Raw genomic sequence first — 18,085 nt, forward strand, 5'->3', positions numbered from 1 at the left:
AAATTTCAACTATTGGATTAGTTAATTTTTGTGAGAATATTTAGTAAATATTACCTTATCACTCCAGCCACTGCAAAAACCATGGCAGCTTCTTTTTTTTCTTCTCCAGCTTCTTCACTCCTTTTTCCCCCACCTGTTGCTCCAGTTTTTTTCTGGTCTTTTTGTCTTTGGCTGCCTCACTCTCCTTTGTAATGCAGAGATCCGGAAACATCACGCACCACCAGTTATGGCCTGCAGCATCTCCAAGATCGATTCTCAGCGCATCGTAAGTACCTTTTGGAAAAACATAGCTTCCGTAATCTTTTTGGGGGAATTCTTCTCTGGTCATATACACTTTCACCGGGAGCTCCCTTCCGTTTTTCTTTAATGTAGTCTTAGCCACTTTTGCAATTTCCTGTTTCTTGCTGGCCAATACTTTCTCGGCTTCTTCCTTTGTCTTTGCATGTTCCATATACGGCTTTAAATACTTTACGACCTGATCCCGGACCAGCAGCTTTTCAGCCTGGTCTTTTTTGCTGTCGCTGTTTGCGCGGATATGGAATCGCACAACTTTCTGCTTTATATTTTCATTCACTCTGTCATCTTTTCCTTTTGACCATACAGCGCCGAGGATCACGGCAGCGGCCAGGAACAGCATCCAGATCTTTGATTTTTTCTTCATACTATGAACATGCCCGGATTTTCTAAATTTTAAACATGAAAACTTTTATCAGATACCCAGTGGACAAGTAGGAAATGCCGCGTTACGATGGAGCTGGCTAAAAATTTAACACACCAAATTTCAAATCCGGGGTTGACATCCTGGTGTCAGGTATAGTATTTTAAAGTCATAAGTCATATGACTGACGGACAAGTGGAGTTTACCACAGGAAGTATGACAACGAATTTTTAGCCGACCGTCTGGGCACTTTGCCTGGACGTGCGGCTTTTTTTATTCCATTAGGAAAGTTCTGCGAACCTCCCTATGAAATAAAAAAGCCCTGCAGGCAGTATGCACACCAGGCAGCCAATCAACATTTTTACAGGAGGTTCCTATGATTGTTGGACACATCCATTCCATGGAATCCATGGGATTAGTCGATGGCCCCGGCATCCGCACCGTGATCTTTTTTCAGGGCTGTGCCCTCCGGTGTAAGTTCTGTCACAACCCAGACACCTGGGAATTTACAGGTGGTGAAGAACTGACCCCGGAAGCGCTGGTCAAAAAGATCTCCCGCTTCAAACCGTACTTTAAGCAGAACGGCGGAGTAACCTTTTCGGGTGGAGAGCCGCTGATGCAGCCGGAGTTTTTACTGGAAACATTAAAACTCTGCAAACAGGAAGAAATTCATACATGCATTGACACCGCCGGCGTTGGACAGGGAAATTACGACGAGATTCTTTCTTACACAGATCTTGTACTTCTGGATCTCAAAGAAATAACAAAACCGGCATACGAGTCTATGACCGGAAGGCCTATGGACCGTTTTGATGAATTTTTAGAGGCATTAAAACGAAACGGCACAAAGATCTGGATCCGGCATGTAGTGGTTCCGGGGCTTACGGACAGCGAAGAACACATGAGGGAATTAAAAGCATACATAGACCGAATACCCAACGTGGAAAAGGTAGAACTGCTTCCCTATCATTTGCTCGGCATCAATAAATATGAGGTGATGAATCTTTCTTATCCTCTCTCAAATGTTCCGGCAATGGACAAGGAACAAACCAGACACTTTCAGGAAACCTATTTTAATCAATATGGAGGAAAACAATGTTAAACCAATGGAACGGCTTTAAAGAAGGAAAATGGACTAAGGAAACGAACGTAAGGGATTTTATCCAGAAAAACTATACATTGTACGAAGGTGATGACACCTTCCTGGCAGGTGTTACCGATAGAACTCAAAAAGTGTGGAACAAATGCGAAGAACTGCTCTCAGAGGAGACAAAAAAAGGCGGCGTTTTAGATGTGGAAACTGACATTATTTCCGGCATTACAAACTTTGCCCCTGGATACATCGACAAAGAAAATGAAGTCATTGTCGGTCTCCAGACAGATGCGCCCCTGAAACGTATCGTCAACTTATACGGCGGAAAAAGGATGGCCCATTCTTCCCTGGAACAGTATGGATATAAGCTGAATCCAGAAATTGACCGCCACTTCAATGAATACCGCAAAACACATAATGAAGGTGTGTTTGATGCATATCCGCAGCGCACAAGACTTGCAAGGACTGCAGGACTTTTAACTGGTCTTCCGGATGCATACGGACGCGGACGTGTCATCGGCGACTACCGCCGTGTCGCTCTTTACGGAATTGATTATCTTGTGGAAGAAAAGAAACGTGACCTGGATGCCCTGGACGGACCGATGAGTGAAGAACGTATCCGCGCAAGAGAAGAAGTATCCGAACAGATCCGCGCTTTAGGGGATATCAAAGAAATGGCTGCGTCCTACGGAGTTGACATCTCCAAGCCTGCATCTAACGCGAAAGAAGCAGTACAGGCCTTGTACATGGCTTATCTCGCCGGTGTAAAGGAAAACAACGGAGCTGCCACATCCCTCGGACGTACCTCTACCTTCCTTGATATTTACATCCAGCGTGACCTTGAAAGCGGAGTTCTGACCGAAAAAGAAGCACAGGAACTGATTGACCAGTTTATTATCAAGCTGCGTCTTGTGAGACATTTAAGAACGCCGGAATATGATGAGCTGTTCGGCGGTGATCCTACCTGGATCACAGAGTCTATCGGCGGCATCGGCATTAACAGCAAACCATTGGTAACTAAGACTTCTTTCCGTTACCTCCACACTCTGTACAACCTGGGAACCGCACCGGAGCCAAACCTGACCGTACTCTGGTCTGAGAAGCTTCCAGCAAACTTCAAGAAGTTCTGCTCCAAGGTTTCCATTGATACAGATTCCATTCAGTACGAAAACGACGACGTTATGCGCCCGATCTACGGAGACGATTACGCTATCGCCTGCTGTGTATCTGCAATGAAGGTCGGAAAACAGACCCAGCTGTTTGGTGCTCGCTGCAACCTTGCCAAATCTCTGTTATACGCTATCAACGGCGGTATCGACGAGAAGAAAGGCATTGAAGTTATCCCTGGAATTGAACCGATCACTGATGACGTACTGGATTATGACAAGGTTTGGACAAACTATAAAAAGGTTCTGGCCTATGTGGCAGAATTGTATGTAGATACTGTCAACATCATTCATTACATGCACGATAAATACGCTTACGAGGCAAGCCAGTTTGCACTGCACGATACAAACCTGGAACGTATCGCTGCATACGGCGTTGCGGGGCTTTCCATCGCAGCGGATTCTTTATCAGCGATCAAATATGCTACTGTGAAGCCAGTACGAAATGAAAACGGCGTGGCTGTGGACTTTGAGACCGAAGGAGAATTCCCAAAATACGGAAACGATGATGACCGGGCAGATGATCTGGCTGTAAATACTGTGACTTTATTCTCTGAGGAATTAAAGAAACACCCAATCTATAGAAATGCGATCCATACATTGTCCGCACTTACCATCACATCCAATGTTATGTACGGTAAGAAGACAGGGTCTACACCAGACGGAAGAAAATTAGGGGAGCCTCTCGCTCCTGGGGCAAACCCAATGCACGGACGCGACAACAGCGGTGCCCTGGCTTCCTTAAACTCTGTTGCCAAGATCCCTTATCGCGACGTGTGCCAGGACGGTGTATCCAACACCTTCTCCATCGTACCGGAAGCTTTGGGAAAAGATCAGGACCAGAGAGAAGAAAACCTTGCAAACATCCTGGACGGATACTTTGTACAGGGAGCCCATCACCTGAATGTCAATGTATTTAACCGTGAGACATTGATCGATGCCATGGAGAACCCGGACAAATACCCGACACTGACCATCCGTGTTTCTGGATATGCGGTTAACTTTAACAAGCTTTCCAGAGAGCAGCAGGAAGAGGTCGTAAGAAGAACTTTCCACGAAGGAATGTAAGTCTGCCTGTATTGACGATAAGGCTAATGGGATATATGATATATATAGCAATTATATAAGCTCATAATATGGTTGAGCGTTTCTACCAACTGCCGTAAATAGTTGATTATAATTCATTGAATTATGATCATCAGCTATTTACGGCAGTTTTTGTTACATCATATTAGAGTACCTTAAAAGAAAGAAGGGTTTGAATGGATTACAAATACTTAAGAATGGAAGATTGCAAGAGAAAAGAGCATTTTGAATATTTTAACAGTTTAAGTTACCCATATGTTGGACTGACCGTAAACATTGATATTACAAGTTTATTAAATACGACAAAAGCAGAAAATCTCCCGTTTTTTCTTACCATCTGCTACTGCGTTTCAAAAGCGGCAAATGGTATTCCGGAATTTAGGCAGCGGATACTCCATCATAAAATCATAGAATTTGATAACTGCAAAACATCTCATACGCTGGCATTAGAGGACGGTACCTATTGCTATTGTACCCTTGACAGTACTGTCCCTTTTTCAGAGTTTCTACCTTATGCGGTCCGGGAACAGGAGGCCGCAAAGCAGAATAGAACTATAAACGAAGATGATGATATATGCGGCAAGATTTTTATTTCCTCGTTGCCCTGGATTTCTTACACCTCTCTTGTTCAGCCTGTACCTATTCCAGCAGATAGTAATCCAAGAATCACATGGGGAAAGTATTTTGTTCAGGAAGGTAAGGTGATGATGCCTGTCTCTGTGCTGTGCCATCATGGCCTAGTTGATGGGATACACATTGCTGACTTCTATAAATTATTGGACAAACATATTCTTGCAATCTGTCAGCCATAGCCCAATATTAAGACATAGGCGATTCAAGGACGTAAAGACTTGACAGAGAAAATCGGGCGTGCTATAGTTTTGGCATTGAAATTTTTGATAAAAGGAGAAATAACATGGGCGTTAACATGACAGACCAGCTTACAAGGCGAAACAGCTCTGTACAATTCAGAACGATGAAACATTGTGCAGAGTACGGCGGTAAGCTTTAAGATTTCATCGGGAGACAGATTAAGCAAAAGGATCGGCTGCACCAGCAGTCCTTATTTTGTTACCCGTCTTCCCGGAGGACCCCCATGATACAGGCTGCGGACAATGTTTTGTCCGCAGCCTTTTGTTGTTTCTATAACATAGTGACTTTTATGTCCGGCAGAAGGCGAGATCCATGTGTGTATCTTTGTCTTCTGCCTTTTTTATATTAATTATAATGCTTGCCACCCGCTTATCAGAAAGGAACCATACGATTATGAGTTTATTAGAGATTAAAGAATTATCCCATATCTTTGGTGATAAAATATTATTTGAAAATACAGAATTCCAGCTTAACAAGGGAGAACACGTTGGAATTGTAGGCCCCAACGGGGCAGGAAAGAGCACCCTTTTAAACATCTGTACCGGACAGATCACTCCTGACTCAGGCCGTGTCATCTGGCAACCGAAGGCTTCTTATGGATGCCTGGACCAGTATGCGCACATGGAGTCTGAGATCACCATTGCAGACTTTTTGAGATCAGCTTTCCATGAGTTGTATACCATGGAAGAACAGATGAATCTTCTGTATGCACAGGCGGCCTCAGGAGATGAAGAATCTCTCTCCCGTGCTGCCCGATACCAGGAGCAGCTGGAGACGAGAGATTTTTACCAGACTGACACCCGGATTGAACAGGTGGCATCCGGTCTGGGTCTGCTCCCCTTAGGCCTTGACCGCAAGGTTGGACAGATCAGCGGCGGGCAGCGCGCAAAGGTGATCCTTGCGAAGCTTCTATTAGAAAAGCCCTCTGTCCTGCTGCTGGATGAGCCCACCAACTTCTTAGATAAAGAGCATGTGACATGGCTGTCAGACTACCTCTCAGGGCTATCCAATGCCTTTATGGTGGTCTCCCATGACAATGACTTTTTGGAGAAGACCGTCAACCGCATATGTGATCTGCAAAACAAAAGCCTGACAAAATATTATGGAACCTACTCTGAGTTCTTAAAGAAGAAAACATTTTTACAGGAAGAGTCTGTCCGCCGTTATGCTGCCCAACAGAAAAGGATCAAAGAAACAGAAGATTTTATCCGCAGAAACATTGCGGGAAGGAAATCTAAGATGGCCAAAGGACGCCAGAAACAGCTTGAGAGGATCGACCGATTAGATGACCCTGCCTTGACAACACCCCGCCCGCATTTTAACTTCTCCACTCTGCCCGTGACCAATGCGGATCATTTATCCGTCAGAAATATGGCAGTGGGTTATGAGTATCCGTTGCTCTCCGGTCTTTCATTTGCTGTAAAAGGAGGGCAGAAACTTGTGATCACAGGTTTCAACGGGATCGGAAAATCCACACTGCTGAAAACCCTGACTGGACAGATAAAGGCTCTTCACGGAACATTTTCTTTTTCAGAACAGGTCACTTTAGGATACTTTGAACAGGACCTAGTCTGGCAGGATCCATCCCGGACACCGGTCCAGACCGTATCAGATCATGATCCCGCCCTTCCGGTAAAAAAGGTCCGACAGCATCTGGCCCGGTGCGGTATCTCCAGCCAGCATGCAAGGCAGGAGATAGGCACATTAAGCGGCGGCGAACAGGCCAAGGTTAAATTGTGCCTGCTGACCTTGAGACCCTGCAACTTTTTGATCATGGATGAGCCCACAAATCATTTGGACGTGCAGGCAAAGGAGGCCCTGAAGGCTGCCCTGGAAAACTTTCCGGGTACAGTACTGCTCGTATCCCACGAGGAATCCTTTTACCGGGACTGGGCGGACCGTATTATCTGTGTGGGAATGATAAAATGACTTTATAGCAGAGATGTAGTAATATAAGCATAACAGAAAAAAATCATCGTAGAATGGGACCTTCTGCTTAGCCGTCATCCCTATCCAGCAGACATTAGGTCCATTTTCTACAGCATTCTAAGAACCGAACGGAAATCATGTGGAACATGTCATACTTTATCAATGTTTGAGGAGGACTATATGTGCATAAATAAAACCGACATCTTAATATCTCAGGAACTTTCCGTTTCTGATTTTTTATCCCTCCGCAGACAGGTGGACTTCCAGCCGTTGAGCATAACTCAGGCTGAAAACATATTAAAGAATACCACCTATATCACTGCTGCATATGACGGCAGCAAATGCATCGGCCTGACCCGTCTGCTTTTTGATTATGGAACCGATGCATATATCACAGATGTCATCGTCCACCCTGAGTATCAGGGATACGGCATCGGAAAAATGCTGATCAAAGATGTACTCCTGTTTATAAAGGAGAAATCTTCTCCCCATACGATTGTCACATGCAGCCTTTATGCAAATAAAGGAAAAGAGATGTTTTATGAAAAGCTTGGGTTCTCCAGGCTCCCCAATGAGAAATATGGCGGCGGGATGGCAATCGATCTGTGAGATGGGCCTGCTTTCATTTAATTACTGCACGTCATGCTTCTTGTCAACCTGACTTCCGATGATGGTACCTGCACAAATGAAGATGATAAGTAAAACAGCACCCAACAGATTTCTTCCCATGCACACTGAGAAGATCATAGCGATAACTCCTGTTATGCCGCCTGTTAAAGCTCCTAATCTTTTATAGGTTCTTGTTTCAAACTGCTTCACACCTCACTCCTTCTATTACTCAAAAATCATATAGAAAATGTTACACAATGATTTCTGTTCCAAACTCTTTAAGAGCTGCCCTCACCTGCTCTGAGGGCTCTGTTTCACAGATGACACCATCGATCTGAGTAAAATCCGCAAATACATAGTTAGCCTGGAAATCAAACTTCTTTGTCTCCATCATCAGGTAGCTTCTGCGGCTTTTGCTAATGGCACTTTGCTTCATGGCCCCGTCCTCCGGAACGTAGGTTGTGATGGCGTTTTCCATGACATCCGCTCCCACAACTCCCATAAAACAAAGATCGAACCTGAAGTTTTCCATCATAGAAAGTGTCAGGTTCCCTAGAAATCCTATCTGGGAGCGGTTGAATTCCCCTCCCAAAAGGATAAAACCAGTACTGCCGCCCGCCGCAAACACATTGGCGATATCCAGCATACAACTCACTACTGTGACCTGCCGTTTTGTTCTGATGATCTCCCTTGCCAGCTCCAGATTCGTCGTAGAGGTGTCCAGAAACACTACATCCCCGTCCTTTATGAGCTTTACCGCCTTTTTTGCGATCCTTTGTTTCTCTTTGAGATTTTTTTCTTTTCTGGAAGAAACCGCATTGGTGTGCCCCGGATGCTGGCTTTCCGCCAAAACGGCACCCCCATAAGCGCGTTTTAAAAGATGGCGGCCTTCCATGCTGGCCAGATCTTTTCGGATACAGTCTTCCGTCACTTTAAACATCTGGCTCAGTTCTTTCACTTTTACTTTTTGATTTTCATGCAAAAGCTCTAGAATCTTTTGCTGTCTTTCTTCTACAAACATGCTCTGTCTCCACCTGTTTTTTATTTTATTCTACCATATCCCGGCCCGGCATACTACCGGCCTTCGTTTTCCTGATACTCAAGACCCTTGAGCAGCAGAAATTCGTTGACGACAAAAAACTGGGCCGTCATATACACATCGGAATTATATCTGCCTTTCATAACCGGATGGGCGTAGAACTGCAGGCTGATATCGCTGAGCCGTGACAGCTCGTTATTGCCCACCTTTGTCACAGAAATGATTCTGACCCCCTTGGCCCTGAGCCTTCCGGCCAGTTCATTGACAAATGCATTTTCACCGGACAGGGAAAACAAAAAGAACACATCCCCTTCTCTCACGATCTCCAGTACCATCTTGATCTCTTCCCTGCCCTCAATGAGATTGCACAGATAGTCCAGGAAAAGAAGATTCTTTTTTAATTCCCTGGCCGCATTCTTCTGGACCGCACCGCTGCCGTAAACGTAGATCTGTCCGGCCTCTGACAGCAGTTCCAGGACATCGGAGCAGTCCCTGTCCATCATCATGTCCAGCGTCTTAATATAATCCTGGTAAACACGTTCGATCTCCCTGGCATCAAAGGACTCCTGGTCCCTGCTGTCCCATTTTAAAAAGATCTTCAGCTCACCGAACCCTTCCATTCCTAATTTGTGGGTAAAGCGGGAAACCGTGGTGTGGGACACATGGCAATGCTTTGCAAGCTCCTGGATGGACATGGTCTGGCATTCCTCCTTATGGCGCAGGATATAGTTCCAGATACTCATATCATTCTCATTTAATTTGTCATAGTTTTCTTCGATCAGCGTCTCCAGTCTCATCCGCCTTCTCCTCTTTTTTGGTTTGATACTCCATATATTTTAAAAATAAGATCTCAATTAAAATGAAGTATGATGTCAGGGAATCGTATTCTATCTGGCTGAACGGCTGCGAAAACACTGTGTCAGTCACATAGAGTGCATAGTCGGCCATATGGGCCAGTGTGTTTTCCCTGAGCTTGGTAATGGACAAAACCGGCACACCCCGGATCTTTAAATTTCTTGTAAAATTGTTGATGAACTCATTTTCTCCGGAGACAGATATGATGATAAACAAGTCATCCTCGGTCACCAGGCTGAGAAGCTTTTCCGCCTCCTCGTATCCGCTCAGGTCGTAGATCAGCCTCCCGCTCATCATGAACGTACGCTTTAATTCTTTCTTAATGGATGACTGGATCATGCCGATTCCGTACACATAAATATTCCTTGCACGGTCAAATACCTTTAGGATCTCGGTGCAGTCTTTGTCCTTCATGCTGTCAATGACCTGCTGGTAGGAATGGCACACCATGTCCACATGGCCAATGTTCTCCTTGGCCTCCTGATTGTCAAGCTTTAAGAAAACTTTCAGTTCACCGTAGCCTTTTAAGGACAGCTTCTGGGCAAACCGCAAAACTGTAGTCCTGGAGACACTGCACTTAAAGGCCAGCTGGTCTATGGCGAGCTTCTCACACTCTTTTCTATGTGAGGATATGTAGTTCCATATGTACAGATCATTCTCGTTGAGCTGACTGTAGTGGCTGTTCACCAGTTCGTCTAATTTCATAAAGCCCCCTGCCCTTTATCATTTCCGCCGTCTTTCTGTTCCTGAATCTGATTCCAATTTTACTCTATTTTTTCCATTTTGTCCACGGACATAACTTAAGGCAGATACCAAACGATATCTGCCTTGCATTTAAGTTTCTTTATTCATATTCGACCAGAGCGCTTGTTCCTGCTTCCACCTTCTGCTCTGTATAGAACTTGGAAAGCTTATGCCCGTTGGGCTCAACAAACACCAGCATGGAAACGTCCGGAATTCCTTCTTCCTTTAACATTTTTCGGTCCACTTTCACCAGCGGATCCCCCGCCTTTACCTTCTGTCCGGCCTCCACATAAGTGTCAAAGCCTTTGCCGTTCAGTTTTACTGTGTCCAGCCCGATGTGGATCAGAACCTGAACACCGTCTTCATTTTCCAGTCCTATGGCATGTTTTGTGTCCGTCACTGTAGTCACCGTTCCCGTGCAGGGAGCCACAAAGGTATCTTCCTCCGGCTCCACAGCGATGCCGTCGCCTAATACTCTGCCTGCGAACATGTCGTCATCTACCTCAGAAAGATCAATGCTCTTTCCTGTTACCATGGAATAAAAGACTTTATCCCCTTTCTTTTTACCTTTCAAAAATCCGAACATCCCATACCTCCATTTATTTTTATTTCAATTCCGTCCAGAAGTCTTTGTTTGCTTCGATCAGATCGTCCAGAATCAGTTTTGCGATTCTTGCGCTCGGAACGGTTTTTGACAGTGTCAGTGCCTGCCATAACTTCTGGTAACTTCCCTCGATCCATGCTTCCACTGTGAGTTTTTCTACGCTGACCTGCTGCTCCATAAGACCTTTCTGGAACTGTGGAATTGCTCCCTGACAGATCTTTTCATAACCATTGCATCCCACGATACAAGGAATCTCAACCATAGCTGTGCGGTCAAAGTTTTCCACTGCCCCTTCGTTAGGAACAATCAAAAGGAATCTTTCCTGTGTATTTTCTGCGATGGCACATGCAAGATCAACAATGTAGGTTGCGTGGGCATCTGCCTCAAATGCACAGCCTTCGCTGGTTCCATTTGCAATGATCCGTTCGCACTCTCCAAAGACAAATTTCTCTCTGCCGTCCATGACCTCATTGGCTCTTGTGTATTCTGCATTAGAAGTTTCCACTACATAATCCTGGAACAGGTAATATTTTAGATAAGTGTTCGGGATTGTGTCAGGATCTACTGCATACACATCTCTTGCCTTTTGGAACGTATGTACCCAGCTCTCATCCACATGCTGATTTGTGTCAGACAATGCATCCGCAAAACCATTCGCCTTCATATGTTCCTTAATCTGAGGCATTAAGTCGTTTCCATTCTTATCATAGATCTTATGCCACCATCCAAAATGATTCAGTCCGTAATATCCCACCTGCATTTCTTTTCTGGAGGAAAGTCCAACCATGTTCGCCATCTTTTCTTCCAAATCAATCGGCATATCACAGATATTCAGGATCTTAGAGTTCGGACGCAGCCTTCTGGTCGCTTCTGCCACGATTGCCGCCGGATTTGAATAGTTCAGCATCCATGCATCCGGTGAATACTGCTCCATATAGTCAAGAATCTCGATCACTCCTCCGATGGAACGCATTCCGTAAGCAATACCTCCCGGTCCACAGGTTTCCTGTCCAAGTACCCCGTATTTTAACGGAATTTTTTCATCCAGTTCCCTCATGGCATATTTTCCTACCCGGATATGTGCCAGTACAAAATCAATGTCCGTAAACGCTGTCTCAGGATCTGTCGTATATCCGAATTCAATCTCCGGCGCATGCTCTTTTAAGTAAATCTCACATGCCTTTGCCACTGTTTCCTGTCTCTCGGCATCGTTGTCATAAAACATAATCTTTCTGATCGGGAAACGGTCCATGTGCTCTAAGAGCATCAGTGCGATCCCCGGTGTGAAAGTACTTCCCCCGCCTGCCACTGTAACTGCATATTTCTGCTTTTCCATAATCAACATCCTCCTAGCTTTTGCTTTGTTGTTTTCTTCGCTGACCAAATAGTACACCCGGAAAGCCTGCGGTGACAATACATTTACAGGGTTTAGGGAGTGGTCTTTGCTTCCGTTTCATGGAACAAAACCTGTGAATTTTCCCAAGAGTTATTCTCCATTATCTCCAGTCAGCTCTGGAAAGGCCTCCTTCCGACAATGGAGAATAACTATCGTAGAGAAAGTCTGGTAACCTCCATGGTCCTTCACGAAAAAAAGCCCTGCAGAATTGAATTCTTCTGCAGGACTTTCTATCAATGCATTGCGATCCTAACTGTGGCAAATAGGCAGATACCTGCTAACGCCATGACCACTAGGCTTCCGGATACGGTTCCCAAAAATTTATTGTTCCATTCCTTCTTAAAGGCTTCTCTCAGTGTGATTCCATAAGTCTTTAACGTTTTGTACAGAAGGAATCCCAAAAGGAGAATATACCATACGTTCTGGAGCAGCATCTGCGCTGCGATCAGCAGGGACAGGTTGACGGCCGCATAACCAGCGTCCAGGGCAAGCCGTTTCTGCATAAAGATCAAAAGGTATGCGATAAATGGGTTGATCATTGATACCAGGAACATAACAGCCAATTTAGGATCTTCCCCTATGGCCATTGATATGGATCCTCCCGTCCTTGCCGCACCCATAGACAGATACGCAAGACAGACAAAAGGCGTCAGGCAAAGGAGCACCTTTGCTATATTATAATACCTGTCTAAACCGCTGGTTCTTACATTCATCATTCTCATCCCTGCTTTCTAAATCTTTGTTTTACAGTAAACTTTCAAAATCATCCCGCACACTCGGTACCTTCAGGCCGATGATCACCTGGTATGACTTTCCGTTGACAGAACAGCCATGGGCTCCGATGGATTTGAAATATGGGTCATCTTTGCATAAAGTCTCATCCTTTACATTGACCCTGAGTCTTGTTGCACAGTTTGTCACATCCACAATGTTGTCCCTGCCTCCCAGACCTTCTAAGATCAAATTGGCAAACTGGACCTTTTGTTCCTCTTTGGAACCTTTCTTTTCACGGTACTCTTCTTTGGACGCAAATTTTATTTCGTCGTCATCTTCACGTCCCGGTGTCTTAAAGTCAAACTTCTGGATGAGGAACTTAAACACTACAAAATAAATTCCAGTAAATACAAGCCCAATAACAAGTAAAAGTAAATATTGTTTCCAGTGATTTCCCATGAGTGGAATCCAGTTTAGGGATGCCATCTCTATAGCTCCGCCAGAGTGGATTCCTACGATACCTGCCAGATACATGGTGGTTGACAAGGTCGCAGCCAGCAGTGCGTGAACAACGAACAATACTGGAGCCACAAACAGGAATGTAAACTCAATCGGCTCTGTAACACCACAGAAAATAGCAGTCAGGGTGATCGGAATCAATAAGCCTAAAATTTTCTTTTTCTTTTCTTTCTTTGCTGTTGAGTAGAAGGCCAGCGCAATTCCCGGACATCCGAAAATCTTTGAAAAACCTGTAGATGTAAATCCAGCTACTGGCACGAGTGATTTTAAAGATGCAGTTGATGCTGCAATCTCTGGCAGTTTGGTTGCCCAGTATGAATAAAGACCTCCAGGCACGACCACATTATCATAATAGAACGGTGAGTATAAAATATGGTGCAGGCCAAATGGGATCAATGCCCTCTCAAGGAAAACGAATACCCAGATACCCAGAGCACCGGCTCCTTTGACAAATCCCTGGAATGCAAACATACCAAGCTGTATTTTGGGCCATAAGAATGCTGCAAGCACTGCTACCGGAACCATAACAAAAAATCCGACCATGAACACAAAAGTAGAACCGCTGAAAGTTCCCAGCCACTCAGGAAGTTCCGTGTCAAAGAAACGGTTATGTAAATAAATAACGATCCCCGCAATCGCAAGGGCGCCCATCATCCCCATATCCAGGGTTTTAATGTTTGCAATCATTGTAAGTCCGCTTGTGCCGCCAACTTCCTGTGCAAAATCAACACCGAAAACTCCTCCCCATTGAGAGAGAATGGTACTCAGGAAATAGTGGAAGGTAAGATAGAGTACCAGTGCCTCCATGCAGCACCGGGCATTTTGTTTCTTTGCCATTCCGATCGGCAGTCCGACCACAAACAACAGTGGTAGTTGGTTAAAGACGGTCCAGCCGCCCTGCAGGAGTACATTCCAGCACTTGTACCACATACTGGACGGAGCAGCAAGGCTTCCCATGATCGTCTCTGTGGTAAACAGAGTTCCGATCCCTATGACAATACCTGCAAAGGCAAACAAGAGAACCGGAGTAAACATCGCCCCGCCGAATTTTTGAATTTTCTGCATCATAATTTTTCATCCTTTCTTTGTCAACTGACCTCAAAGCCCGGCGCCAAGGTTTTGAGCACAACACATCAGCCGGAATCTGCTGTTTTTGCTGTGTTGTTATTTTCAACAAATTCATCCTAACAGACCTTGAAAATGTAATCAATATATACAAAGACTTTAGGGAGAGGGGTTATCAAACAAGGAAGCTGCACAATTCCTGTGAAATTTCCCAGGAGGTATATTTTTCCGTCTCTATTTCGATATGATTTATTCTTGATTTCCGTTGTCAAGTTCAATATCTTGTGTTAAGATAGCTTTATCATCCTACATATAGTTGAAAGGGAAACAATGAATATGAAAAACAAGAAAACTTCCAAGGACCTTAACGGCACCTTCTATTTCACAAAAAAGATATCCGGAGCCTTTCGTTCACAAGAAATTTCTGTTATGGAACTTCTTACATCCATACAAAAAGAGTTCCCACAGGAAGAATACAGCCTTAAACTTTTATATGAAAAATTCCAGAGCTTTCTAAAGCAAGGCACCAGGGATCAGGAAAAACTCCTGCTTCTTGTGAAGGCCGCGGCAGAGCTCACTTCCCAGGAAGCCCCCAAATGGGAGAACATTGCGGCACGGATCAAGATGCTTGAATTTGAACTTCAGGTTCAAATTCATTTGGAAGAGTATCACATTCACAGCTTCTATGAAAAGATCTTATTTTTAACGGAACAAAACTTATACGGAGAGTATATTTTAGGCCATTATTCTAAGGAAGATATCCAGTTGTTTTCTTCCTGGATCCGGCCCGAGAGAGATGACCTGTTTCAGTACTCAGGCCTGGAGCTTTTGCTTAACCGGTACGTAATACGTGACCATCAGGGGAACCCTCTGGAGACACCCCAGGAAATGTTTATGGGAATTGCCATGCACCTGGCTATGAAGGAGACAAAGGATCGATCCCATTGGGTGAAACGTTTTTATGACATGCTGAGTCTTTTACAAGTCACCATGGCCACACCGACCCTGTCAAATGCCAGAAAACCGTATCATCAGCTCTCTTCCTGCTTCATTGACACTGTGCCGGACAGCCTGGACGGCATCTACAAAAGCATCGACAGCTTTGCCAAAGTCAGCAAGTTCGGAGGCGGCATGGGGCTTTATTTCGGCAAGGTACGGGCCAGCGGAAGCTCTATCCGGGGCTTTCAGGGAGCCGCCGGAGGTGTGATCCGCTGGATCCGTCTGGCAAACGATACTGCTGTCGCGGTGGACCAGCTTGGAATGCGCCAGGGCGCCGTGGCCGTCTATCTTGATGTGTGGCACAGGGATCTTCCGGAATTCTTAAATCTCAGAACAAACAACGGAGATGAGCGCATGAAGGCACATGACGTCTTCCCCGCAGTGTGTTATCCCGATTATTTCTGGGAACAGGCACGGGATAATATAGAAGGAGATTGGTATTTAATGTGTCCCCATGAGATCCTCACCGTAAAAGGATATTCTCTGGAAGATTGCTGGGGCAGTGAATGGACGGAAAAATATTTGGACTGTGTCCGGGATGAACGGATTAAAAAACGTGTAATTCCTATAAAAGAGATCGTCCGTATGATCATAAAAAGTGCCGCGGAAACCGGGACTCCGTTTACCTTCAACAGAGACCATGTAAACCGCGCAAATCCCAACCAGCATAAAGGCATCATTTACTGCAGCAATCTATGTACCGAGATTGCCCAGAACATGAGTGCCTCAGAACAGACGGAGCAGAAAATCCAGATCATTGACGGCGAGGAGGTCGTAGTGACTGTCACCAAGCCCGGTGACTTTGTGGTGTGTAATCTGGCGAGCCTTTCACTTGGCAACCTGCCTGTCACGGACTATGACAAGCTGGCATACGTGACTGAGAGCGCTGTCAGGGCCCTTGACAATGTCATTGACCTGAATTATTTTCCGGTTCCTTTTGCTGAGATCAACAGCAAAAGATACCGTCCCGTGGGACTGGGTGTCAGCGGATACCACCATATGCTGGCAAAACATAAAATCCAGTGGGAGAGCGAGGACCATCTTACATTTGCGGAAAAGGTGTTCTCCGATATCCACTATGCCGCCCTGGAGGCCAGCAGCCGGATCGCGCAGGAAAAAGGAAGCTATCCGTACTATCAGGGAAGTGACTGGCAGACAGGCGCTTATTTTTCAAAGAGAAATCTAGTAAACGGACGCTGGAAAGAGCTTCAAGACCGCATCCAGGAACACGGCCTGCGAAACGGTTATCTGCTTGCTGCAGCTCCTACCAGCAGCACAAGTATCATTGCGGGAACCACAGCAGGTCTGGATCCTGTCATGAATCGGTACTTTTTAGAGGAAAAAAAATACGGCCTTGTCCCAAGAGTGGCCCCTGAACTTTCCATGGATACCTTTTGGTATTATAAAAACGCCCATTATATCGACCAGACATGGACGGTGCGCGCGTGTGGAGTCCGCCAAAGACACATTGACCAGGCCCAGAGTATGAATCTATATATAACAAATGAATACACCTTCCGTAAGGTTCTGGACCTTTACATTCTGGCCTGGGAACAGGGGGTAAAGACGATTTATTACATGCGCTCCAAAAGCCTGGAGGTGGAAGATTGTGAAGTTTGTTCTTCATGAGCATAGAAAGAGAGAAAAGAAATGGCAGAACTTATGAAAAGACCTTTGTTTAATCCCCAGGGGGACACCGACGTTTTAAAACGCCGGATGATCAACGGCAATACAACCAATCTGAATGATTTCAACCATATGAAGTATACATGGGTCAGCAGCTGGTACCGCCAGGCCATGAATAATTTCTGGATCCCTGAGGAAATCAACCTGGGATCTGACATGAAGGATTATAAACAGCTTCCGGCACCGGAACGCCGTGCCTATGACAAAATCCTATCGTTCCTCATTTTTTTAGACAGTATCCAGACCGCCAACCTTCCCAACGTCAGCGGATATATCACCGCCAATGAGGTAAACCTATGTTTATCTATCCAGACATTTCAGGAGGCCGTGCACAGCCAGAGTTACAGCTATATGCTGGATACAATCTGTGAACCTCAGGAGAGGGATCATGTCCTGTACCAATGGAAGGAGGATCCTTACCTGCTTGAGAGAAACCAGTTTATCGGAGATCTTTATAATGAATTTCAGGAATATAAAAATGCTGAGTCCTTTGTCAAGACATTGATCGCCAACTATATCCTGGAAGGAATTTATTTTTACAGCGGCTTTATGTTTTTTTATAACCTGGGAAGGAACCACCGCATGCCTGGTTCAGTGCAGGAAATCCGGTATATCAACCGGGATGAGAACACCCATTTATGGCTGTTTAAAAATATCCTGCTGGAACTGAAAAAAGAAGAGCCCTCTTTATTTGACGACGGCCATATAAAGGTTTACCGCCAAATGATCAAAAAGGGCTGTGAGCAGGAAATCCGCTGGGGTCACTATGTGATCGGCAATGACATTAAGGGGCTCTCAAAAGAAATGGTGACAGAATATATTCAGTATCTTGGAAACTTAAGGTGCCAGAATCTCGGCTTTGCTCCTGTTTATCCAGGCAGGGAAAAAGAACCGGAATCTATGTCCTGGGTGAGCCAGTTTTCCAATGCCAACATGATTAAGACCGACTTTTTTGAGGCAAAGAGTACCGCATATGCAAAAAGCACCGCTTTGATCGATGACCTTTAATATGTTTAAGATCTTTGCAATCACAAAAATCCGGGGAAAGAA

16 protein-coding genes and 2 riboswitches are annotated in these 18,085 nt (G+C 45.1%); of the genes, 7 read left to right on the top strand and 9 right to left on the bottom strand.

All coding sequences use genetic code 11. The features are described from left to right. Window positions 1–58: 58 nt before the first annotated feature. Window positions 59–661 (bottom strand): stage II sporulation protein R, encoded by a 603-nt coding sequence (gene spoIIR, locus AR1Y2_RS16400; RefSeq protein ID WP_137329928.1) that lies wholly within the window; start codon window positions 659–661, stop codon window positions 59–61. Window positions 662–828: 167 nt separating this feature from the next. Then, a riboswitch (ZMP/ZTP riboswitch) is annotated at window positions 829–913 on the top strand. 121 nt (window positions 914–1,034) lie between these two features. On the opposite strand from spoIIR, the gene pflA reads away from it, so the two are divergent. The 5 genes from pflA to AR1Y2_RS16425 all read left to right on the top strand — a co-directional run bounded on the left by pflA (window position 1,035) and on the right by AR1Y2_RS16425 (window position 7,414). Continuing rightward, window positions 1,035–1,760, top strand: coding sequence for a pyruvate formate-lyase-activating protein (pflA, locus tag AR1Y2_RS16405; RefSeq protein WP_137329929.1), 726 nt, complete (start codon window positions 1,035–1,037; stop codon window positions 1,758–1,760). Next, complete coding sequence (gene pflB / locus AR1Y2_RS16410; protein ID WP_137329930.1) at window positions 1,754–3,985, top strand: formate C-acetyltransferase; 2,232 nt, start codon at window positions 1,754–1,756, stop codon at window positions 3,983–3,985. Before pflA ends, pflB begins: the two co-directional genes overlap by 7 nt. Window positions 3,986–4,016: 31 nt before the next feature. Further along, window positions 4,017–4,114, top strand: a riboswitch (purine riboswitch). Window positions 4,115–4,179: 65 nt separating this feature from the next. Next, complete coding sequence (locus tag AR1Y2_RS16415) at window positions 4,180–4,815, top strand: CatA-like O-acetyltransferase (protein WP_137329931.1); 636 nt, start codon at window positions 4,180–4,182, stop codon at window positions 4,813–4,815. Window positions 4,816–5,269: 454 nt separating this feature from the next. Continuing rightward, window positions 5,270–6,805, top strand: coding sequence for an ABC-F family ATP-binding cassette domain-containing protein (locus tag AR1Y2_RS16420; protein WP_137329932.1), 1,536 nt, complete (start codon window positions 5,270–5,272; stop codon window positions 6,803–6,805). 180 nt (window positions 6,806–6,985) lie between these two features. After that, window positions 6,986–7,414 carry a GNAT family N-acetyltransferase gene (locus AR1Y2_RS16425; protein WP_137329933.1) on the top strand — a complete coding sequence of 143 codons (429 nt, stop codon included), beginning with the start codon at window positions 6,986–6,988 and terminating at the stop codon, window positions 7,412–7,414. Between the two features lie 21 nt (window positions 7,415–7,435). On the opposite strand, the gene AR1Y2_RS16430 is transcribed toward AR1Y2_RS16425, so the two are convergent. The 8 genes from AR1Y2_RS16430 to AR1Y2_RS16465 form a co-directional block, all read right to left on the bottom strand. Further along, window positions 7,436–7,624, bottom strand: a complete 189-nt coding sequence (locus tag AR1Y2_RS16430) for a hypothetical protein (RefSeq protein WP_137329934.1) — start codon at window positions 7,622–7,624, stop codon at window positions 7,436–7,438. Window positions 7,625–7,664: 40 nt separating this feature from the next. Continuing rightward, window positions 7,665–8,435 carry a DeoR/GlpR family DNA-binding transcription regulator gene (locus tag AR1Y2_RS16435; RefSeq protein ID WP_137329935.1) on the bottom strand — a complete coding sequence of 257 codons (771 nt, stop codon included), beginning with the start codon at window positions 8,433–8,435 and terminating at the stop codon, window positions 7,665–7,667. A gap of 53 nt (window positions 8,436–8,488) precedes the next feature. Then, complete coding sequence (locus AR1Y2_RS16440) at window positions 8,489–9,250, bottom strand: MurR/RpiR family transcriptional regulator (protein WP_137329936.1); 762 nt, start codon at window positions 9,248–9,250, stop codon at window positions 8,489–8,491. Beyond that, a complete protein-coding gene (locus AR1Y2_RS16445) occupies window positions 9,216–10,013 on the bottom strand; it encodes a MurR/RpiR family transcriptional regulator (protein WP_137329937.1) in 798 nt (265 codons plus the stop codon). Before AR1Y2_RS16445 ends, AR1Y2_RS16440 begins: the two co-directional genes overlap by 35 nt. Window positions 10,014–10,152: 139 nt before the next feature. Next, a complete protein-coding gene (locus AR1Y2_RS16450; protein WP_137329938.1) occupies window positions 10,153–10,638 on the bottom strand; it encodes a PTS sugar transporter subunit IIA in 486 nt (161 codons plus the stop codon). 19 nt (window positions 10,639–10,657) lie between these two features. Next, a complete protein-coding gene (locus AR1Y2_RS16455) occupies window positions 10,658–11,992 on the bottom strand; it encodes a 6-phospho-alpha-glucosidase (RefSeq protein ID WP_137329939.1) in 1,335 nt (444 codons plus the stop codon). 293 nt (window positions 11,993–12,285) lie between these two features. Continuing rightward, window positions 12,286–12,768 (bottom strand): hypothetical protein, encoded by a 483-nt coding sequence (locus AR1Y2_RS16460; RefSeq protein ID WP_137329940.1) that lies wholly within the window; start codon window positions 12,766–12,768, stop codon window positions 12,286–12,288. 28 nt (window positions 12,769–12,796) lie between these two features. Continuing rightward, window positions 12,797–14,353, bottom strand: a complete 1,557-nt coding sequence (locus AR1Y2_RS16465; protein ID WP_137329941.1) for an alpha-glucoside-specific PTS transporter subunit IIBC — start codon at window positions 14,351–14,353, stop codon at window positions 12,797–12,799. A gap of 426 nt (window positions 14,354–14,779) precedes the next feature. Between AR1Y2_RS16465 and AR1Y2_RS16475 the strand changes: the two genes are divergently transcribed. Next, window positions 14,780–16,978, top strand: a complete 2,199-nt coding sequence (locus AR1Y2_RS16475) for a ribonucleoside-diphosphate reductase subunit alpha (RefSeq protein ID WP_243118915.1) — start codon at window positions 14,780–14,782, stop codon at window positions 16,976–16,978. Between the two features lie 21 nt (window positions 16,979–16,999). Further along, entirely contained in the window at window positions 17,000–18,043 is a 1,044-nt protein-coding gene (locus tag AR1Y2_RS16480; protein ID WP_137329943.1) for a ribonucleotide-diphosphate reductase subunit beta, read from the top strand. Window positions 18,044–18,085 lie beyond the last annotated feature (42 nt).

Source organism: Anaerostipes rhamnosivorans, assembly GCF_005280655.1.
GTDB lineage: Bacteria > Bacillota > Clostridia > Lachnospirales > Lachnospiraceae > Anaerostipes > Anaerostipes rhamnosivorans.